Below are 20,096 nucleotides of genomic sequence, written 5' to 3'. Positions count from 1 at the left end.
CCACGACCGGAACCCGACAACAACATCACCGACCGAAACCCACCCCGGACCCCCGACCGGTACGACAAGGGCGGCCTCCCCCATGCCCCACGACGACAGCCCCACCGCCCGCGCCCTGCGCACCCTCGAACTCCTCCAGAACAGCCCCGGCATCACCGCCGACCGCCTCGCCGCCCGCCTCGGCGTCTCCGAACGCGCCGCCCGCCGCTACGTGGGCATCCTGCGCGAGGCCGGCATCCCGGTGGAGTCCACGCGCGGACCCTACGGTGGCTACCGCGTCGGCCGCGGCCTGCGCGTACCGCCCCTGATGTTCACGTCACAGGAGGCGCTGGCGCTGGTCATGGCGGTACTGGAAGGCCACCACGACGCGGCCGACCCGACCGGCCCGGTGGGCGGCGCGCTCGGCAAGATCGTGCGGGTGCTGCCGGCGCCGGTCGCGCACCCGGCGGAGGCCGTCCGCCGGGTGCACACCAAGGGCCCGGAAGCCACCGCCCCCGACCCCGCCACCACGTTCGCCCTCGTCCAGGCCGCCACCGACCGGCACCGGCTCCGCGTCGCCTACGACCTGGGCGCGAAGGGCGTACGCCCCATGGAGGTCGACCCGTGGGCCGTCGCCGTCCGGCACGGCCGCTGGTACCTGCTGTGCTGGTCGCACACCGCCCACGCCCGCCGGGTGCTGCGCGTCGACCGGGTCACCGAAGTGACCGTCCTGGAGGGGACGTTCACGCCACCCGAGGACCTCAACCCGCTCGACGCCCTCGAAGCGCACCTCGCCGAGGGCTGGTCGTACGAGGTGGAGGTCGTCGTCGAGGCCCCGGCCGACCTCGTCGCCCAGTGGCTGCCGCGCAGCCTCGGCCGCGCCGAGCCGCTCGACGCGCGCACCACCCGACTGCTGGCGACGACGGACGAGCCGGAGTGGTACGTCCGGCAGCTCACGGAGCTCCCGGTCGCGTTCCGGATCGTGGCTCCGCGGGAGCTGCGGGAGGCGGCGCAGGCACTGGGGCGCAGCCTCCTGGCGGCGGCCGGGCACCGCACCCTTCCCGAACCGGAAACCTTTGACTAAAGTCAAAGAACTATGGACCCAGTGTCAGCGGACCACGTCACCACCCTCCGCCGGTTCAACCGCTACTTCACCCGCCGCATCGGCGCCCTCGACGACCACTACCTCGGCCAGGACCGCCCCCTCGGCGAGGCCCGGCTGCTGTTCGAGATCGGGGACGGCGCCTCCCTGCGCGAGCTGCGCACCCGCCTCGGCCTGGACGCCGGCTATCTGAGCCGGATGGCGAAGGCCCTGGAGGCTCAGGGCCTGGTCCGGCTGAGCACGCACCCGGGCGACAACCGGCTGCGGATGGTGGAACCGACCCCCGCCGGGCGGGTCGAGCTGAAGGAGCAGAACCGGCGGGCGAACGCCCTCGCCGCCGGCCTCCTCGAAGGCCTCACCGCCGACCAGCGCACCGAGCTGACCGCGGCCATGGCCACCGCCCAGCGTCTGCTGCGCCTCGCGGCCATCACGGTCACCCTCGTCGACGGCGCCGCCCCGGACGCCCGCGCCTGTCTGGACGCCTACGCCGCCGACATCGACGCCCGCTTCCCCGAGGGCTTCGACAAGGCCGACCTCGTCGGCCCGGAGGAGGTGTCCGGCGAGGCCGGCGCGTTCTTCGTGGCGTACGAGGAGGGGCGCCCGGTCGGCTGCGGGGCGCTGCGCCGCCTGACGCCGGGCGTCGGCGAGCTCCGGCACGTGTGGGTGCACCAGGACGCCCGGCGCCTGGGCCTGGCCCGCCGGCTGCTCGCCGCGCTGGAAGCCGAGGCCACCGCGCGCCGCCTCGTGCTCCTGCGCCTCGACACGCACGCCACCCTCACCGAGGCGCAGGCGATGTACCGGGCGTGCGGGTACACCGAGATCCCGGCGTACGGGGATCACGTCTACGCCGACCACTGGTTCGAGAAGCGCCTATAACCCCGTTTCAGCCCAGTCGGCCATCAACTCCCGTACGGTCCGGCGCAGCCAGGCATGGGCCGGATCGGCGTCGTGCCGTGGATGCCACGCCAACCCCAGCCGCAGCGGCGGCAGTTGGAGCGGAATATCGAAGGTGACCAGGCCCAGGCTCTGCGACAGGGGCAGCGCCCAGGTGGTGGACAGGCCGACCAGATCGGTGTCGCGGACGACGAACAGCGACGACGGATAGGTCCCGACCGAACCCACCACCCGCCGCTTCAGACCGAGTTCGGCGAGCGCGGCGTCGATCGGGCCGTGCAGCTTGCCCCGCCGGGAGACGATCAGATGGTCGGCCTCCGTCGCGAACCGCTCCGGTGTCAACTCCCCGTCCAGCAGCGGGTGTCCGGCCCGTACGACGCCGACCATACGGTCCTCCAGCAGCGTCTCCGTATGCACCTCGGGCTGTGTCTGGTCCACCACCCCGACCTCCAGGTCGGCGGTCCCTTCGCGCAGGAACGGCGCGTCGACATGGCTCTCGCCGAGGTACCGGATGCGGATGCCGGGCGCCTCGGCGGCGGCCCGGGCGAACAGGGCCGGGCCGTGCGAGGCGGCGATGGCGTCGTGCCCGAGGATGGTGAACGTCCGCTCCACCGTGCGCAGATCGGTGTCCTGCCCCGGCGCGAACAACGCCCGCGCCCGCTCCACCACCGCGCTCACCTCGGCCCGTACGGCGAGCGCGCGCGGCGTCGGCACCATCTGCCGCCCGGCCCGCACCAGCACGGGGTCACCGAGCGCCTTGCGGATCCGGCCGAGGGTGCGCGACATGGCGGGCTCGGACAGATGCAGCCGCCGGGCCGCGCCGCCCACGCTCTGCTCCTCCAGCAGCACATCGAGCGCGACCAGCAGATTCAGATCCAGATTCCCGGATTGCGCCACACGCATCCATCCCTTGCAAAGCTTGCACTGGAGTGCAGGACACCTCCGACCCTACGGTGAGAGCGCATCCCAGACCAACGCCCGCTCCCCGGAGGAGCCATGCCCTCGCACGCCCTGAAACGGTCCACCCTGCTCGCCGTCTGCGCCTGTGTCCTGGTCGCCCAGAGCATGGTCGCCGCCGTCAACCTCCTCATCCCGCAGCTGAGTTCGTCCGCTCTGCATCCCTCGCACACCGAGATCCTGTGGACCGTCGACGCCTACGTCATCGCCTTCGCGGGCCTGCTCATCCCGGCGGGCGCGCTCGGCGACCGGTACGGCCGCAAGGGCGCGCTCCTCGCCGGCCTCGCCCTGTTCGCCGCGGGCGCCGCCACCAGCGCCCTCGCCCCCGGCCCGGCGCTGCTGATCGCGGGCCGGGCGGTGTGCGGGACGGGCGCCGCGCTGATCACCCCGGCGACGATGTCGATCCTGCTGCATCTCGCGGGGCCCGAGGGGCGGGCCCGCGCGATGGCCTCCTGGACGCTGGCGATCGGTGTCGGCGGCATGCTGGGCAACCTCGGCGGCGGGCTGGCCGGCCAGTTCCTCAGCTGGCGGGCCCTGTTCGCGGCGATGGTCCCGCTGGCCGCGCTCCTCGCGACGGCCGTCGCCGTCACCACCCCGCGCACACCCCGCTCCCCGCACAGCACCCTCGACCCGGCGGGCACCCTGCTCCTCACCGCGGGCCTGCTCGCGGTCCTGTTCGGCATCATCGAGGGCCCCACCTACGGCTGGGCCTCGCCGCGCATCCTCGGCGTCTTCGCCACGGGCGCCCTGCTGGTGGCCGGCTTCACGGCGTACGCCCGACGCGCCCGCAGGCCCCTGATCGACCCGCGCGTCTTCGTCACGTCCCCCCGGCTGCGCGCGGGCACCCTGGGCCTGGCCACCGGCTTCTTCGGCCTCTTCGCCCTCTTCTTCGTCAACTCGCAGTACCTGCAAGGCGTGAAGGGGTACGGCCCCGCCGTCACCGGCGTCGCGATCGTGCCGCTGATCGTCGGCATGGCGCTGGTGCCGAAGCTGGCGTCGCGCTGGACGGCGTACCCCCGAGCGGTGATCGGCGGCGGCCTCGCGCTCATCGGCCTCGGCCTGCTGGGCGCGTCCACGGCGGACGCGGGAACGCCCTACGCCCTGTACGCCTGCTGGCTCCTGGTGATCTCGGTCGGCACCGGCCTGTCCATGCCCGCGCTCACCCTCGCCACGGCCACGTCCCTGGCACCCCACCAGGCGGGCCTGGCCTCGGGCCTCGGCACCTCGGCCCGCGAACTCGGCGCGGCCCTGGGCGTGGCGGTCACCGGCACCGCCCTCGCCCACCACCCCGACCTCGCCCACGGCATGGGCCCGGCCCTGCGCACGGTGGCCGCGCTGGTGTTGGCGGCGACGGCGTTGGTCGTCATGGGATATCGCCGGGCGAAGGCCCCGGTGACCGTGCGCACCGAGGCCCGTACGCCTACGAACACACCTGTCCCGTAGGGCAGAACGAGCTCAGTGCCATGCTGAGTGGTTCGCGGACCAGGGCGGGGGACAGCTCCTCGGGGCCGCTCGCGCGGATCGCGTAGTACATGCCGTCAGCCGCCTCGAACCGATGGTCGATCACCTGCCGAGCGCCCTTGTCCTCGTCGTCGTAGCGGTAAGTGAGCTCCGACCAGGTCGTGTCCTCGTCGCGTTCGAGGGCCTGGTAGCCGGGCTGGTGGGCGAAGCCGAAGCCGGGGTCGTTCTCGGCCTGGTGCAGGGACTCGGCCGGGCCGGCCTCGGCCAGCCGGAAGATCTGCAGCTGGCGGCCGTCGTCGGGGGCGTCGTAGAAGACCACCGGGGCCTTCTCCCCCTGCTTCTGTCTGCGGGTCCAGCCCTCGGGGACGACGATCGAGTAGCCGACGGGGTCGTCGGCGAGGCGATAGCCGGGGGCGGGGGTCGGCGACGCGGGAGGCGATTCCAGGGTGGTGACCGACGGTGAGGCTTGAGTCGGTGCGGACGTCGTGACGACCACGCTCGGCCCCGGCGTGGCATCGGCGCCCACCCCACCGTCACGGGTCAGGAACCAGACCCCGGCACCGACGCCCGAGCCCAGCACGACCATCGCGGTGAGGATCACCAGCAGGCGCCGCGGGCCAGGGGCCGGCGGCGGCTGGACGTAGGGCTGTGGCTGGATCGGTGGCGGCGGCTGGGCCGGGGGCGACACCCACGGCGGTGTGTACGACGGTGGCGTGTACGAAGGCGGTGTGTACGACGGCGGTGTGTACGACGTCTGTGTCTCCGCCGACGCCCACGGCGGCAGCCCGCCGGCGCCGCCCTGCCCCTGCGCACCCCAGGCCGCCTGGCCCCTGTCCTCGCTGTGCTCGTGTTCGTCGGAACCCGAGCTGTAGCCGTTCCCGTGCCGTCCGCCGTTCATCGCGAACCCCCCGAATCACCTTGGCGGGTAACGTTCTTGACGGTAGCGGTGAAAACGGGCGCGGGCCCCGCCCCGGATGAAACCGGAACAGGGCCCGTGCAGGCTTGTGACGCGGAGCGCGTGGCTCAGATGAGGCCGAGCGCGCGGACCGCCTCGCGCTCCTCCGCCAGCTCGGCGACGGAGGCGTCGATGCGGGTGCGGGAGAACTCGTTGATGTCCAGGCCCTGGACGATCTCGTACTGGCCGTCCTTGGTGGTGACCGGGAAGGACGAGATCAGGCCCTCCGGGACGCCGTAGGAGCCGTCCGACGGGATGCCCATGGAGGTCCAGTCGCCCTCGGCCGTGCCGTTGACCCAGGTGTACACGTGGTCGATGGCGGCGTTGGCGGCGGAGGCCGCGGAGGACGCGCCACGGGCCTCGATGATCGCGGCACCGCGCTTGGCGACGGTCGGGATGAAGTCCTCGGCCAGCCACTTCTCGTCGCTGACGACCTCGGCGGCGTTCTTGCCGCCGACCGTGGCGTGGAAGATGTCGGGGTACTGGGTGGCGGAGTGGTTGCCCCAGATGGTCAGGCGCTTGATGTCGGCGACCGTGGAGCCCGTCTTCTTGGCGAGCTGGGTCAGCGCGCGGTTGTGGTCGAGGCGGGTCATCGCGGTGAAGCGCTCGGCCGGTACGTCCGGGGCGGCGGCCTGGGCGATCAGGGCGTTGGTGTTTGCCGGGTTGCCGACGACGAGGACCTTGATGTCGTCCGCGGCGTTGTCGTTGATGGCCTTGCCCTGCGGCTTGAAGATGCCGCCGTTGGCCTCCAGGAGGTCACCGCGCTCCATGCCCTTGGTGCGGGGGCGGGCGCCGACGAGGAGGGCGACGTTGGCGCCGTCGAAGGCGACGTTCGGGTCGTCCGTGATGTCGATGCCCTGAAGGAGCGGGAAGGCGCAGTCGTCCAGCTCCATGGCGGTGCCCTCGGCGGCCTTGAGCGCCGGGGTGATCTCCAGGAGGCGGAGCTTGACCGGCACGTCCGCGCCGAGCAGCTGGCCGGAGGCGATGCGGAAGAGCAGGGCGTAACCGATCTGGCCGGCCGCGCCGGTGACGGTGACGTTCACGGGAGTGCGGGTCATGGCGTTCTCCGTATGACAGCTGGCGGTGGGCGTCCTTGCCCTGGGGTGCGGACGTACAAATGATCGATCTCTCGGCATCAAGAGATCCACCGGTCAGGCTATCGCGCATCCGGGATGCCGGACGTCCGGGTCCCTGTGGCCCACCCCACAAAGCCGCGTGGCCGACCCGGAATCCGCCTCGCCCACGGCGCCCCGCACAAAGAAGCGGCGGCCGCCCGTCCGGGAGAGGGGGAACGAGGCGGCCGCCGTAGTGGGGGTACCGACTTGGCCGGACTCCCGTGGGGGTACGGTTCGCGTGCCCACGATTCGTCCGGCCATGCCTGCGTCCCCGGAATTTTTTCAGCCCCGGGCGACTACGGGGTGCACCCCTTCTTCCCGGCAGCCAGCGTCGCGCAGGCCTTCGCCTCGCCCGCGTCCTTCACGGCCACCATCGGGGTGTACGCGATCGTGTCCCCCGCCGTGGTGATCGAGCCGGTCTGCTGCTTGCCCTTGCCCACGGTCACGGCGACCTTGTCACCCTGCGCGCCGCCGGTGATACGGCCCCACGCGGTACCGCACGTCTTGCTGTAACGGACCTCCACGACCGTGGTGCCGACGGTGGCGGTCTTGGCGGTGGTCACCAGGTCGCCGCTGCAGCCCATGCTCTCCGCGTCCTTGCCCGTGCAGGAGTCACCGCTGCACTTGACCCCGGCGGGCAGGTTCGCGGGCGCGGAGGCGGTCGGGGACGGCGAGGCCTTGCCGCCCTCGTTCTTCTTGTCGCCGCCGCCGTCGGTGAGGAAGTACGCCGCGGCGATGACGACGAGCACGCCGACGACCCCCGCGAGGAACATCGTCAGCCGCCGCTTGCCGCCGGTCCCACCGGAACCGGGCGCGCCGGAGCCGGGTGCGGCGGCCGGACGCGGGCTCTGCGGGGGTTCGCCGTACGACGGCTGCGCGGTCGGCGACCAGGCCGGTCCCGGTCCGTCGGGAGCGCGTCCGCCCGTCGACGAGGGCCCGGCGTACCCGGCGAGCCCCCAGGAGTTGACGCCGCTCTCCCGGCTTGCCTGCGACGACTCACCGCGCGAGCCCGGCGCAGTGGACGTGCCCGGCGAGTCCCGCACCTCCGGCGAGGCCGGCTGCGGCGGCACCGTCGGTGCCACGCCCGCGGGCCCGGCCACCCCCGGCGTCGCCGTGGCGCTGCCGCTCCTGCGGGCCGTCTTGCTGCCCTTGGCATTGACGGGCGGCGCCCCGAACTCCCCGAGCGCGGCGCGCGCCTGGGAGATCCGGATGGCCTCCATGGTCATGTCGTGGCGCATCTCCGAGCGGCTCCAGGCGCGCTCGGCGAGCTCCCACATCGTGGTCAGATGGATGGGATTGGTACCCGTGACCTCGGCGAGCGCCACGATCGCGCCTTTGGGCGCGAGCAGCCTGCCGTTGAGGTAACGCTCCCAGGACGTCTTGCTGTAACCCGTGCGGTCGGCCACCGCCGCGATGCTCAGTCCGCTGCGGTCCACGAGTCTCCGCAGCTGGCTGGCGAACTCCCTGACCTGCGGATCCAGTTCATCCGGCAAGGCCCTCCAACGAGGCATTGCTTCCCCCCTCTTTCCCCCCGGTCGTGCTGGCTCTTGCTGCGTTTCCCCGTGCGTGGTGCCCTCTGCCGAGTCCCCGTCTGGCTACCCACAGGGATGCGCCCGACAAGGATCTCAGTTCCCGGGGTGGGGGCGCACGGGTGCATCGGGGCCGAGGGCATGCACCGTTGCACGCCGACCCGGCCACGGTCCAGTCTTTCAGCCACGGGACGTCCCGGACCGTCCCGATCGGTCACGCTAACGCCCTCATCGAACGAGTTCGTTGCAAATCCGCGAAGTTGTCAACACATCGACACATGGGGCGCACACCGTCCGTAACGTGCGCCACTCCGGTGCGAAGCTCACCCAAGCACCACGACACCGACGCCCGCGACGAGCACCAGTACGAACAGCAGCAGTACGGCGGCCAGCAGCATCCGGTTGGCGCCTCGCGGTCCCTTCGACGGCGGCGGTTCCTCCCACCACGGCAGCGTGGGATCGTCCTCGTACTCCTCGGCCCCCGCGGGCTGTTCGGGGGCCGTCGCCGGGCGGGGCCAGGCCTGGACGGCGAGTTCCCAGCGGACGCCGACGCGCTCGGCCTCCGGGCCGCCGAGCCCGGCGATCCGGCACAGCGCGCTGACGGCCTGCCGGGGCGGCGGCTGCGTCGCGTTGAGATAGCGGTGCCAGGAGGACTTGCTGTACGCGGTGCGCGCGCCGAGTGCGGCCAGACTGAGGCCGGTCGCGTCCTTCAGCCGCCGCAGCTGCTCCACGAAGTGCCGCACCTCCGGCGGCAGATCCTCCGGCAGCGACTGCCAGGCGCCCATCGCTCACCTCCACGGTGTCGGACGACACCCGGCCGGTGATCGGTTCCCCGCACCCGCCCCGCCGTGACAGGGCCCGGACACCGTAGCGGAATGGTCACTTCCGCGGCACAGCGCGCTGACAGGCGTTGAACAGCGACTTCGTCGTGCACCAGGGTTGACGCAGACGGCGGCCCGTCCTTCCTCGGGGGAGGGGACGGACCGCCGTCATGAGGCGCGGGGATCAGCCGGTGACCGGCCGGGGGATCAGCTGCTGACCGTGAAGTGCAGCGCGTCCTTCAGGAACGGGATGACCAGCCACGGGTCCGGCTGGGCCATCATCGCCAGCAGCGCGATCGCGGCGCCCAGCACGCCGTACGTGACGATGTCGGTGAACCGGGAGCGCACCGCGAGCATGCCGACGTCCGGCAGCAGCCAGCGCAGCACGCCACCGGCCAGCAGCCCGGCGCCGATGAGCAGCGAGCCGACGCGGAAGTGGTCGGTCGCGATCACCAGCAGGCCGACCGCTACCGTGGCCAGCACGGCGAGGATCGGCCACTGCCGGGCGGGCGCCGGGGCGTCACTCGGCGCGGCCCGGCCGCCGCCCTCGGGACGGGCGGTGTCCCGGGTGAACAGCGGGAAGCGGCGGGTCGTCCGGCGCGGCTGGCCATCGACGTCGGGCGCGCTGATCGGGTCCCGGACCTCGATGTCGTTCGGCTCGCGGTCAGTCGACACTGCGCTCCGCCGCCTCGACCACGTTGACCAGCAGCTGGGCCCGGGTCATCGGGCCGACACCGCCGGGGTTCGGGGAGATCCAGCCGGCCACCTCGGCGACATCGGGGTGGACGTCGCCGACGATCTTGCCGTCGGCGCTGCGCGAGACACCGACGTCGAGGACGGCGGCGCCCGGCTTCACGTCCTCCGGGCGGATCAGATGGGCGGAGCCGGCCGCGGCGACGATGATGTCCGCGCGCTTGAGGTGCGCGGACAGGTCGCGGGTGCCGGTGTGGCACTGGGTCACGGTGGCGTTCTCGCTGCGGCGGGTGAGCAGCAGCGGCATCGGGCGGCCGATGGTGACACCGCGGCCGACGACCACGACCTCGGCGCCCTTGATCTCGACGCCGTACCGGCGCAGCAGGGTGAGGACACCGTTGGGGGTGCAGGGCAGCGGGGCCGGCTCGTTGAGCACCAGACGGCCGAGGTTCATGGGGTGCAGACCGTCGGCGTCCTTGTCCGGGTCCATCAGCTCCAGGATGCGGTTCTCGTCGATGCCCTTGGGCAGCGGCAGCTGGACGATGTAACCGGTGCAGGCGGGGTCCTCGTTCAGCTCCCGCACCACCGCCTCGATCTCCTCCTGCGTGGCCGTCTCCGGCAGTTCACGCTGGATGGAGGCGATGCCGACCTGCGCGCAGTCGCGGTGCTTGCCGGCGACGTACTTCTGGCTGCCGGGGTCGGTCCCGACGAGGATCGTGCCGAGGCCGGGCGTGACGCCCTTCTCCTTCAGCGCCGCCACGCGGGCGGTCAGATCGGACTTGATCGCGGCTGCGGTGGCCTTGCCATCGAGAATCTGGGCGGTCATGCCCCCATCCTCGCGGATGACCGGCCCCCGGTTCCAATCCGGGTCCCGGGGGACTGTCCGTCGTATCCGACCATGATCGGTTCTGTTGCACTTGCACAACACCTGTGGAATGCGGCTGGACAAGGAACCAGCCACTGAAGAACGATTGACGCCACAGTGCCGCGGGCTGTACCGGGGGGACGAACCGCATCTGTTGAACCTTCCTCCGAGCGTGCCGCTCGTCGTCCCCGCACATTCGGCAAACGGAGGAAACCCCGCCATGAGTTTCGGCGATCCGCACAACCCCTACGGGCCCCCGCCCCAGCAGCCGCCGGCCGCTCCCGGTTACGGCTACCCCCAGCAGGCCCCGCCCGGCGTCCCGCCGCAGCAGCCCTACGGCGCTCCCCAACAGCCCTACGGCGCCTACCCGCAGGCACCCGCGTACCCCGGCTACCCGGGCGCGAACATGGTGCCGCAGTCGATGCCGGGCCTCCTGGTGACGGCCCGCGTCTTCCTCTACATCATCTCCGCGGTGCAGATCGTCGTCGGCCTGATCTGGCTGTACCTCGCTGCGATCGCCAACGACGTCTCCGACGCGGCCGACGACTTCAGCTCGTCCTCCGACGACCCGTTCAGCGCGATCGGCGACGGCGGTCACATCGCGACCGGCGTGCTCGTGCTCGTCGCGCTGATCGCGCTCGGTCTCGCCACCCTGTCCATCACGCTCGGCGTGAAGTTCGGTAGGGGCGGTCAGGGCGTCCGCATCACCACCGTGATCTACGGCGCCCTGGGCACCATCTTCGGTCTGATCGCCCTGTTCGCGGGGCTCGACTCCGGCCTGGCCACAGCCGTCATCTTCCCGCTGCTGTGGGTCGTGTTCGGCGCGATCATCACGGCCGCGCCGGTGGTACCGAGCGGCACGGCCTGGTTCGCGCGGCCGCGTTACTGAGCGGTCAGCGGCCTTTCCTCGGGACGCGTGACGGGGCCCGCCGGTTCACGACCGGCGGGCCCCGTCACGCGTGTGCGGCTCAGTGGAAGAAGTGCCGCGTCCCCGTGAAGTACATCGTCACGCCGGCCTTCTTCGCCGCCTCGACCACCAGCTCGTCGCGCACCGAACCACCCGGCTGGACGACCGCCTTCACGCCGGCCTCGACGAGGATCTCCAGGCCGTCCGGGAAGGGGAAGAACGCGTCGGAGGCCGCGTACGACCCCTGCGCGCGCTCGGCACCGGCCCGCTCGACGGCCAGCTTCGCGGAGTCGACCCGGTTGACCTGGCCCATGCCCACGCCGACCGAGGCGCCGTCCTTGGCGAGGAGGATCGCGTTGGACTTGACCGCACGGCAGGCCTTCCAGGCGAAGGCCAGCTCGGCGAGCTCGGCGTCGGACAGCGCCTCACCCGTGGCCAGCGTCCAGTTCGCCGGGTCGTCGCCGTCGGCCTGGAGGCGGTCGGTGACCTGGAGGAGCACGCCGCCGTCGACGGGCTTGACCTCGACCGGGTTGGCGGGGGCGCCCGCGGCCTTCAGCACCCGGATGTTCTTCTTCTTGGCGAGGGCCTCCAGGGCCCCCTCCTCGTAGTCCGGGGCGACGATGACCTCGGTGAAGATCTCCGCGACCTGCTCGGCCATCTCCTTGCTGACCGGCCGGTTCACGGCGATCACGCCGCCGAACGCCGACAGCGGGTCGCACGCGTGCGCCTTGCGGTGCGCCTCGGCGACGTCCGCGCCGACCGCGATGCCGCACGGGTTGGCGTGCTTGATGATCGCGACGGCCGGCTCGTCGTGGTCGTACGCGGCACGGCGGGCGGCGTCCGTGTCCGTGTAGTTGTTGTACGACATCTCCTTGCCGTGCAGCTGCTCGGCCTTGGCCAGCCCGGCGCCGGAGGCGTCCACGTAGAGGGCGGCCGGCTGGTGCGGGTTCTCGCCGTAGCGGAGGGTGTTCTCGCGCTCCCAGGTGGCGCCGAGGAAGTCGGGGAACCGCGACTCGTCGACCGGCGCGTAGGAGGAGGCGAACCAGGAGGCGACGGCCACGTCGTACGACGCCGTGTGCTGGAAGGCCTCGGCGGCGAGCCGCTTGCGGGTGGTGAGGTCGAAGCCGCCGTCCTGGACGGCGTTCAGCACGTCCGCGTACCGGGCGGGGCTGGTGACGACGGCCACCGACGGGTGGTTCTTCGCCGCCGCGCGGACCATCGAGGGACCGCCGATGTCGATCTGCTCGACGCACTCGTCGGGCGAGGCGCCGGAGGCGACCGTCTCGCGGAACGGGTACAGGTTCACGACGACCAGGTCGAACGGCTCGACGCCCAGCTCGGCCAGCTGCCGCTGGTGGTCCTCCAGGCGCAGGTCGGCGAGGATGCCGGCGTGCACGCGCGGGTGCAGGGTCTTGACCCGGCCGTCCAGGCACTCGGGGAAGCCGGTGAGCTCCTCGACCTTGGTGACGGGGACGCCGGCGGCGGCGATACGGCCCGCGGTGGATCCGGTGGAGACGAGTTCGACGCCGGCCTCGTGCAGGCCGCGGGCAAGCTCCTCGAGCCCGGTCTTGTCGTAGACGCTGACGAGCGCGCGACGGATGGCCCGCTTGCCGCTCTCGATGCTCTCGGCGGTCACTGGATAACTACCTTTCGTCCCTCAATGCGATAGCCGTTGCGGGCGAGCCGCCCCACGACCTCGACGAGCAGCCTTCGCTCGACTTCCTTGATGCGCTCGTGCAGAGCGTCTTCGTCGTCCTCGTCCCGGACCTCCACCACGCCCTGAGCGATGATCGGTCCGGTGTCGACGCCGTCGTCGACGAAGTGGACGGTGCAGCCGGTGACCCGGGCGCCGTACGCGAGCGCGTCACGGACGCCGTGGGCGCCGGGAAAACTGGGGAGAAGGGCGGGATGGGTGTTGACGAACCGTCCGCCGAACCGCGCGAGGAATTCCTTCCCCACGATCTTCATGAACCCGGCGGAGACGACCAGGTCGGGCTCGTGGGCGGCGACGGCGTCGGCGAGTGCGGCGTCCCACTCCTCGCGCGTCTCGAAGTCCTTGACCCGCGTGACGAAGGTCGGCAGCCCGGCGCGCTCGGCCCGGGCGAGCCCTTCGATGCCCGCGCGGTCGGCTCCGACGGCCACGATCTCGGCGCCGTAGGCCTCGACGCCGGTCTCCGTGATGGCGTCGAGGAGCGCCTGGAGGTTGGTGCCGGAACCGGAGACCAGCACGACAAGGCGCTTAGCCACGGGGGGCCCTTTCTCGGGGAACATGCGGTATGTACGTTCGTACGAATGCATCGCGCCCCGGGATACGGGGAAGTCTACGAAGCGGCCGAACGTCAGCAACGATACCGGCACTCCGGACGGCCCCCACGGGACGGGGGCGTGGCCGGAAGGTAGCGTCTGGGAGGGCTCGACTCGGGAACGTGGTCGTCGTGCGGTGCGTTTCCGAAGTGAAAGCTCATGTCAGCTCACGCCAGACAGCCGTATCACCTAGGGGAAGACGCTCACTTGATGCCGGACCGCAGCCTGCGACTCCTCACGCTCCCCCCGCAGTCGATGCAGGGAGGGGAGCGCCGCGGCGTGCTGCTGCGGGAGCGCCCCGCGTCCCCGCCCGACGCACCTTCGGACGACAAGCCGGCCGGCGACAAGCCGGGCAACACCGGGCCGGACGCCGGGGACACCAGGCCTGACGCCGGGGCGGGAGGCTCCGCCGGGGACACCGCCGGGGACGACAACCCCTTCGCGCCGCCGCCGGAGGGCACGCCCGACCGGCCGTGGCAGCCACGCCGCCCGAGCGGTGACTCCGACGACGACTCCGGTTCCCCGTGGGGCAGCCAGTGGAGCGACCGCCAGCCCGGCCGCTCCTCCGGCGGCTTCGGCGACCGTCCCGGCAGCTCCGGCCCCGAGGGCGGCCAGGGCAGCGGCGGCTCCGGCACGGGGATGCGCTGGGACCCCACCGACCCCACCCAGCGCCGGGCGCGGTACTCGCTCCTGAGCGGTATGTGGGCCTTCTTCTTCGCGCTGTTCAGCTGGCCGTACGTCGCGCTGCTGCTCGGGGCGCTCGCCCTGTACTGGGGCGTCAGCGCCCTGCGCGCCAAGCCCCGCCCCGCCGACCCCGACACTCCGGCGCCGGACACCTCGGGCTCCCGCCCCCAGACCACGGCGGCGATCAGCGGCCTGGTCACCGCGTCCCTGGCGGTCGTCCTGGTCGGCGCGGGCTTCACGGCCCAGCTCGTCTACAGCGACTACTACACCTGCACGAACGACGCGCTGACCAACCAGGCGAAGCAGTCCTGCAGCGACCTGCTCCCGAAGGAACTCCGCGGAATCCTGGGCACGAGCTGACACTCACTCGGTGTCGGACACGTCCCTGAGCACGGCCCACCGCGCTGCACGGGAGGCCTCGTCGTCTTGCCAGGGGGTGGGGGGCGTCGAGGTGGGGTTGGCGGTCGCGCTCGGGGCCGGGCTCGCGAACGGGTTCGGGGGCGGGCTCGGGGTCGGGGTCGGGGTCGGGCTCCCGGTTGAGCCCGCGGTCGGATTCGCGGCTGGGTGCGGATCGGCGGGCAGGAAGTCGTAGGGCTCGAAGGCGGCGTCGTCGGCGTCGAGTTCGTACGGGGTGGAGGGCACCGCGGCTCCTCGGCTCGCGCGCGGCTTGCGGGAGAACCAGCGGTTGGCGGAGCTCTCGGGGGCGTCCTCGGGATCGGGGATCTCGACTGTGGGCGTCCCGGGGCCGGAGGTCAGGGGGCCGGACGTCGTCCTGAGAGCCGCGTCCCGACTGTCGCCCTTCCGCCGCGAGAACCAACGCCCCGAGCGGGGTGCCGCCACCTCCGGCACATCCCCAGCCCCCTCGAAGCCTCCCGGCTCCCGGGCACCGACCTCACCCTTCGGCGCCTCTCCCCGTGCCCCAGCGCCCCTCCCCGCCCGTCCCCGCCGTACCTTCCGCTCCCCGCGCTCCCTGCACCGCCAAGCCCGCACCCCCAGCGCCGTCGGGATCGCCAGCGCCGCGGTCCACACGAGTGCCGCCCCTCCCGTCAGCCACCAGACCGGCCCGAACCAGGCCAGCGCGGCCACCCCGAGCGGTCCGCCCGCGAGCGCCGCGAGCAGCGCGACCGAGACCGCGCAGAGAACCGCCGCGAGCCCGGCGGTGCCGGCCGTCCGGCCCCGCGTCCAGACCGCCGCCTCCTGCCCCACACCCCGCCCCTTCCGGCCTCTCCCCCCGCTCGCCGCCCCCGCCACGAACCACCCCACCGTCACCCCGGCCATCACCGGCACCGAACCAGCCACCCAGTTCACCCAGGTCCCCGTCCCCGCCTCCGGCACCGCCGCGAGCAGGGGGAACGGTGGGAGCAGCGGGGCCGGTGCGGACGAGAGGGGGGCCACCACATGGCCCGCGCCGAGTTCGAAGCCGGGGCCCAGGGCGTACGACAGGGACCACACCGCCGCGTTGGGCACGAGCGCGACGCACAGCAGCAGTACGGCGAACCGGCCCGACCAGCCCTCCGTCAGCTGGAGGAAGGAGAGCCGTGCCGCGCCGCCGTGCCAGACCAGGGACGACGCCAGCAGCAGCGCACCGCCGCCCACCAGCAGAGCCACCCCCGCACCGGCCGCCCGCGCCGCCACCCCGATCCGCTGCCCGGCGTCCGGCCCGAGGACGAGACGGCGGACCGACGCCGGCAGCAGGAGCAGCACGCTGTCGACGGGGCCGCGCGGGCGGCCGTACGCCGTCCAGACGCCCGCGCCCGCCGCCACCGTCACCACGACCGGCACACACACCCCCGTCCACACCCACGAAGGCCGCATCTCCCCGCCCGCCGCATACAGCGCGGCCCCCGCGCCGACGGCGAGATAACCGAGGACAACTCCCATGAACGCCGTCCACCCGGCCGTGTCCTCGTCGTCGGCGACCACGTCCCGCGCCGCCCGGTGCACCAGCCACACCGGCAGCACCAGCAACAGCAGCGGCGTCACGCCGACCGGCGCCGGCACCCCGGACAGCGTGTCCGTGCGGACCAGTTCCGCCCCGTGCGCGAGCAGCCACAGTGCCGCCGCGACATGCAGCGCACCACTCGGTCCGCTGTCCGGATACGGCGAACTGATCCACAGCACCATCACCAGCACGGCGAGCGAACCGAGCCCCAACCCCGCCGCGAGCACCCCGCTCACCACACTCGCGGCCAGCCCGGGCGAACGATCACGCAACCGGGTGAGCAGGGACGAGACGGGCGATCGGCGAACGGTCATCTGGTTCACGACCGTCATGCTGCCAACGACACGCGCTTTCTCGTCGTAACAGGCGAACTCCTGACGTGTCGCTCAATATACGACTATGTACTTTTTCGTACGAAAGGGCGCCCAGTGACACAGAGCGAGGTGACGGCACCTCAGTTCCACGAGGAGGAACCGGCCGCCCCCCTGACCCCCGCTCAGGCCTTCGACGCGCTGTACGCGTTCTGCGCTCCCGCCCTCGTACGGCAGGCCTATCTGCTCACCGGACGGCGTGAACTCGCCCGCGAGTCCGTCGAGTGGGCCTTCCAACTCGCCTGGCAGCGCTGGCCGGAGGTGGCGGTCGACCGCGACCCGGCGGGCTGGGTGCGGGCCACGGCGTACGAGCACGCCCTCTCCCCCTGGCACCGCTTCCGCCCCCGTTACCGCAGCCCGGAGGCCCCACCCGCCGACGCCTCCGACCGCGCCCTGCTGGCCGCGCTCCTGCGCCTGCCGCCACCGCAGCGCCGCACACTCGTGCTGTACGACGGTGTCGGCCTCGACCTGCCGGAGACGGCGGCGGAGACGGAGGCGAGCACACCGGCGGCGGCCGGGCGGCTGATGAACGCGCGCGAGATGATCGCCGCGCACCTGCCGGACCTGTCCGACCCCACCGAACTCCACCGCCGCCTGGCCGAACTCGCCGCCACGGAGCGCTTGCGCGCGGCGAAGCCGCCGGTGGTGCGGACGGGCAGCGAACGCAGGGCCCGTTTCTGGACGCGGGCGGCGATCGCGTTCACGGTGGCGTTGATCGGCACGACGGCGATGACGCTCCGCACAGCACCGACGCACTACGAACCGCCGATCGCGCCGGGGGCGGAGATCCAGGGAGTGCCGGAGCGGGTGGCGCAGGGACCGCTGTCGGAGGAGGAGAGGCAACTGCGGGAGAAGCTGCGGGGCGAGATGACGAGCGGTCCGGTGAGACTGGCACCGCTGAGTCGATAGCTGTTCCGCCGTGGCTGAAGCGGCACCCCGCGAGCGCGGGTGAGCGGAAACGCCGGTGGCCCGCCCCCACCCCGGGGAACGGGCCACCCACGTTCAGCTAGGACGCTGCTCAGCCGGCGAGGATCTCGCGCGCCAGCTTCGCCGTCTCGGTCGGCGTCTTGCCGACCTTGACGCCCGCGGCCTCGAGGGCCTCCTTCTTCGCGGCGGCCGTACCGGAGGAGCCGGAGACGATGGCGCCGGCGTGGCCCATGGTCTTGCCCTCGGGCGCGGTGAAGCCCGCGACGTAGCCGACGACCGGCTTGGTCACGTTCTCCTTGATGAACGCGGCCGCGCGCTCCTCGGCGTCGCCACCGATCTCACCGATCATCACGATCAGGTCGGTGTCGGGGTCGGCCTCGAACGCGGCGAGGGCGTCGATGTGGGTCGTACCGATGACCGGGTCGCCACCGATGCCGACGGCCGACGAGAAGCCGATGTCACGGAGCTCGTACATCATCTGGTACGTCAGCGTGCCGGACTTCGAGACCAGGCCGATGCGGCCCGGCTTGGTGATGTCGCCCGGGATGATGCCGGCGTTGGACTGGCCGGGGGTGATGAGACCCGGGCAGTTGGGGCCGATGATCCGCGTCTTGTTGCCCTTGCTGACCGCGTAGGCGTAGAAGGCGGCGGAGTCGTGGACCGCGATGCCCTCGGTGATGACGACCGCGAGCGGGATCTCGGCGTCGATGGCCTCGACGACGGCGGCCTTGGCGAAGGCCGGCGGGACGAAGAGGACGGATACGTTCGCGCCCGTCTTCTCGATCGCCTCGGCGACGGTGCCGAAGACCGGGATCTCCGTGCCGTCGACGTCCACGGACGTGCCCGCCTTGCGCGGGTTGACGCCACCGACGATGTTCGTGCCGTCGGCGAGCATGAGCTTGGTGTGCTTCATGCCCGTGGAGCCGGTCATGCCCTGGACGATGACCTTGCTGTCCTTGTTGAGGAAGATAGCCATGGCTGTGTTCCCTCGTCCCTTACTTCGCAGCCGCGAGCTCGGCGGCCTTGTCGGCCGCGCCGTCCATGGTGTCCACGCGCTGGACCAGCGGGTGGTTGGCGTCAGAGAGGATCTTGCGACCCAGCTCGGCGTTGTTGCCGTCCAGACGGACGACGAGGGGCTTGGTGACTTCCTCGCCCTTGTCCTCCAGGAGCTTCAGCGCCTGGACGATGCCGTTGGCGACCTCGTCACAGGCGGTGATGCCACCGAAGACGTTGACGAAGACCGACTTGACGTCGGGGTCGCCGAGGATGATCTCCAGGCCGTTCGCCATGACGGCGGCGGAGGCGCCACCACCGATGTCGAGGAAGTTGGCCGGCTTCACGCCACCGTGGTTCTCACCGGCGTACGCGACGACGTCCAGCGTCGACATGACCAGACCGGCACCGTTACCGATGATGCCGACCTCGCCGTCGAGCTTGACGTAGTTGAGGTTCTTCTCCTTGGCGGCGGCCTCGAGCGGGTTGGCCGCGTCCTTGTCCTGGAGGGCCTCGTGCTCCGGCTGACGGAACTCGGCGTTCTCGTCCAGGGAGACCTTGCCGTCGAGGGCGATGACGTCGCCGGAGGCGACCTTCGCCAGCGGGTTGACCTCGACCAGGAGGGCGTCCTCCTTGATGAAGGTGTCCCACAGCTTGACGAGGACGTTCACGACCTTGTCGGCGACCTCGGCCGGGAACTTCGCGGCCTCGACGATCTGGCGCGCGACCTCGGGGGTCACACCCACGTTGGCGTCGATCGGCGTCTTGGCGACGGCCTCCGGACGGGTGGCCGCCACCTCCTCGATCTCCATGCCGCCCTCGACGGACGCGATGGAGAGGAAGGTGCGGTTGGCACGGTCGAGGAGGAAGGAGACGTAGTACTCCTCCACGATCTCGGGGGCCGTCTCGGCGATCATCACCTTGTGGACCGTGTGGCCCTTGATGTCCATGCCGAGGATGTTGGTCGCGTGCTCGACCGCCTCGTCGGCGGTGGCAGCGAGCTTGACGCCACCGGCCTTGCCACGGCCGCCGACCTTCACCTGCGCCTTGACGACGGACTTGCCACCGAGACGCTCGGTGGCTGCGCGGGCCGCCTCAGGCGTGTCGATGACTTCACCGGCCAGCACCGGTACATCGTGCTTGGCGAAGAGGTCCCTCGCCTGGTACTCGAACAGGTCCACGCGCTTCCGTCCCTATCAGTGATCTCGCGGTTCGTTGGATGCGTGGGCGTGCCGCGATGGGCAACGTGACGTCCGCCGAGTGTCACAAGGGAGGCGCACACGGTGTCCGAGCGCGCGGCATGTCCGTCTCGCAGGTTATCGCTGCTTGCAGGGGGCCCCTAAATCGAGGGTCACACCTGAGCGGTGATACCTGTCACATGATGCCGCCCTCACTGGCACGGCGTGTCAGGCGTGAGGGGCCCGGGAGCTCGGGGGAAAGGGCCTCACCGGGCTGGGGTTGACCCGGTGAGGCCCCTTGAGCAGCCCCTTGCGGGGCGTGGAGCCGATGATCCCCACCCCAATGGGGACCGCCCGGCTCCGACCGCGAGGGGTCACGCCGGACGGACCGACGGCTTTCGGCCGTCCGGGCGTGCTGC

Annotated in this window: 18 protein-coding genes; 6 read left to right on the top strand and 12 right to left on the bottom strand. The window is 72.0% G+C overall.

Going from position 1 to position 20,096, the window contains the following annotated elements:
• The first annotated feature begins 82 nt into the window (after positions 1 to 82).
• Positions 83 to 1,063: a helix-turn-helix transcriptional regulator gene (locus tag CRP56_RS26555; RefSeq protein WP_097268026.1), complete on the top strand. Its 981-nt coding sequence runs from the start codon at positions 83 to 85 to the stop codon at positions 1,061 to 1,063.
• 12 nt (positions 1,064 to 1,075) lie between these two features.
• Positions 1,076 to 1,957, top strand: a complete 882-nt coding sequence (locus tag CRP56_RS26550) for a GNAT family N-acetyltransferase (RefSeq protein WP_097268024.1) — start codon at positions 1,076 to 1,078, stop codon at positions 1,955 to 1,957.
• On the opposite strand, the gene CRP56_RS26545 is transcribed toward CRP56_RS26550, so the two are convergent.
• Positions 1,952 to 2,878, bottom strand: a complete 927-nt coding sequence (locus tag CRP56_RS26545; protein WP_097268023.1) for a LysR family transcriptional regulator — start codon at positions 2,876 to 2,878, stop codon at positions 1,952 to 1,954. The two genes, CRP56_RS26550 and CRP56_RS26545, sit on opposite strands and share 6 nt — an antisense overlap.
• 93 nt (positions 2,879 to 2,971) lie before the next feature.
• Here CRP56_RS26545 and CRP56_RS26540 point away from each other — a divergent pair, with 93 nt between their 5' ends.
• Positions 2,972 to 4,375: an MFS transporter gene (locus CRP56_RS26540; protein ID WP_097268021.1), complete on the top strand. Its 1,404-nt coding sequence runs from the start codon at positions 2,972 to 2,974 to the stop codon at positions 4,373 to 4,375.
• On the opposite strand, the gene CRP56_RS26535 is transcribed toward CRP56_RS26540, so the two are convergent.
• The 6 genes from CRP56_RS26535 to CRP56_RS26505 all read right to left on the bottom strand — a co-directional run bounded on the left by CRP56_RS26535 (position 4,353) and on the right by CRP56_RS26505 (position 10,332).
• Positions 4,353 to 5,291, bottom strand: coding sequence for a hypothetical protein (locus CRP56_RS26535; protein WP_179851121.1), 939 nt, complete (start codon positions 5,289 to 5,291; stop codon positions 4,353 to 4,355). The two genes, CRP56_RS26540 and CRP56_RS26535, sit on opposite strands and share 23 nt — an antisense overlap.
• A gap of 125 nt (positions 5,292 to 5,416) precedes the next feature.
• A complete protein-coding gene (locus CRP56_RS26525) occupies positions 5,417 to 6,406 on the bottom strand; it encodes a malate dehydrogenase (protein ID WP_097268015.1) in 990 nt (329 codons plus the stop codon).
• Between the two features lie 353 nt (positions 6,407 to 6,759).
• Entirely contained in the window at positions 6,760 to 7,974 is a 1,215-nt protein-coding gene (locus CRP56_RS26520) for a helix-turn-helix domain-containing protein (RefSeq protein WP_097268013.1), read from the bottom strand.
• Between the two features lie 341 nt (positions 7,975 to 8,315).
• Positions 8,316 to 8,777 carry a helix-turn-helix domain-containing protein gene (locus CRP56_RS26515; RefSeq protein WP_097268011.1) on the bottom strand — a complete coding sequence of 154 codons (462 nt, stop codon included), beginning with the start codon at positions 8,775 to 8,777 and terminating at the stop codon, positions 8,316 to 8,318.
• A gap of 243 nt (positions 8,778 to 9,020) precedes the next feature.
• Positions 9,021 to 9,488: a DUF3017 domain-containing protein gene (locus CRP56_RS26510; RefSeq protein ID WP_097268009.1), complete on the bottom strand. Its 468-nt coding sequence runs from the start codon at positions 9,486 to 9,488 to the stop codon at positions 9,021 to 9,023.
• The gene (locus CRP56_RS26505) at positions 9,478 to 10,332 is read right to left on the bottom strand and encodes a bifunctional methylenetetrahydrofolate dehydrogenase/methenyltetrahydrofolate cyclohydrolase (protein ID WP_097268007.1); all 855 of its coding nucleotides are present in this window, start codon (positions 10,330 to 10,332) and stop codon (positions 9,478 to 9,480) included. Before CRP56_RS26505 ends, CRP56_RS26510 begins: the two co-directional genes overlap by 11 nt.
• Before the next feature lie 259 nt (positions 10,333 to 10,591).
• On the opposite strand from CRP56_RS26505, the gene CRP56_RS26500 reads away from it, so the two are divergent.
• Entirely contained in the window at positions 10,592 to 11,260 is a 669-nt protein-coding gene (locus tag CRP56_RS26500) for a hypothetical protein (protein ID WP_097268005.1), read from the top strand.
• A gap of 79 nt (positions 11,261 to 11,339) precedes the next feature.
• Here the strand turns inward: CRP56_RS26500 and purH are convergent, their stop codons facing one another.
• Both purH and purN read right to left on the bottom strand, forming a co-directional pair.
• Complete coding sequence (gene purH / locus CRP56_RS26495) at positions 11,340 to 12,914, bottom strand: bifunctional phosphoribosylaminoimidazolecarboxamide formyltransferase/IMP cyclohydrolase (protein ID WP_097268003.1); 1,575 nt, start codon at positions 12,912 to 12,914, stop codon at positions 11,340 to 11,342.
• Complete coding sequence (gene purN, locus CRP56_RS26490) at positions 12,911 to 13,576, bottom strand: phosphoribosylglycinamide formyltransferase (protein ID WP_179851120.1); 666 nt, start codon at positions 13,574 to 13,576, stop codon at positions 12,911 to 12,913. The genes purH and purN overlap by 4 nt, the downstream gene beginning before the upstream one ends.
• Positions 13,577 to 13,792: 216 nt before the next feature.
• On the opposite strand from purN, the gene CRP56_RS26485 reads away from it, so the two are divergent.
• Entirely contained in the window at positions 13,793 to 14,626 is an 834-nt protein-coding gene (locus CRP56_RS26485; RefSeq protein WP_097267998.1) for a hypothetical protein, read from the top strand.
• Positions 14,627 to 14,629: 3 nt separating this feature from the next.
• Here the strand turns inward: CRP56_RS26485 and CRP56_RS26480 are convergent, their stop codons facing one another.
• Positions 14,630 to 16,540, bottom strand: coding sequence for a cell division protein PerM (locus CRP56_RS26480; RefSeq protein ID WP_097267996.1), 1,911 nt, complete (start codon positions 16,538 to 16,540; stop codon positions 14,630 to 14,632).
• A 96-nt stretch (positions 16,541 to 16,636) separates the two neighbouring features.
• On the opposite strand from CRP56_RS26480, the gene CRP56_RS26475 reads away from it, so the two are divergent.
• Positions 16,637 to 17,488 carry a sigma factor-like helix-turn-helix DNA-binding protein gene (locus CRP56_RS26475; protein WP_257041064.1) on the top strand — a complete coding sequence of 284 codons (852 nt, stop codon included), beginning with the start codon at positions 16,637 to 16,639 and terminating at the stop codon, positions 17,486 to 17,488.
• Positions 17,489 to 17,597: 109 nt separating this feature from the next.
• On the opposite strand, the gene sucD is transcribed toward CRP56_RS26475, so the two are convergent.
• Together sucD and sucC are read right to left on the bottom strand one after the other, a co-directional pair.
• The gene (gene sucD, locus CRP56_RS26470) at positions 17,598 to 18,482 is read right to left on the bottom strand and encodes a succinate--CoA ligase subunit alpha (RefSeq protein ID WP_097267994.1); all 885 of its coding nucleotides are present in this window, start codon (positions 18,480 to 18,482) and stop codon (positions 17,598 to 17,600) included.
• A gap of 19 nt (positions 18,483 to 18,501) precedes the next feature.
• Positions 18,502 to 19,680, bottom strand: coding sequence for an ADP-forming succinate--CoA ligase subunit beta (sucC, locus tag CRP56_RS26465; RefSeq protein WP_097267992.1), 1,179 nt, complete (start codon positions 19,678 to 19,680; stop codon positions 18,502 to 18,504).
• Between the last annotated feature and the right edge of the window lie 416 nt (positions 19,681 to 20,096).

Source organism: Streptomyces sp. TLI_55, assembly GCF_900206255.1.
Lineage (GTDB): Bacteria > Actinomycetota > Actinomycetes > Streptomycetales > Streptomycetaceae > Streptomyces > Streptomyces aquilus.
This window is presented reverse-complemented; position numbering and strand designations above follow the sequence as displayed.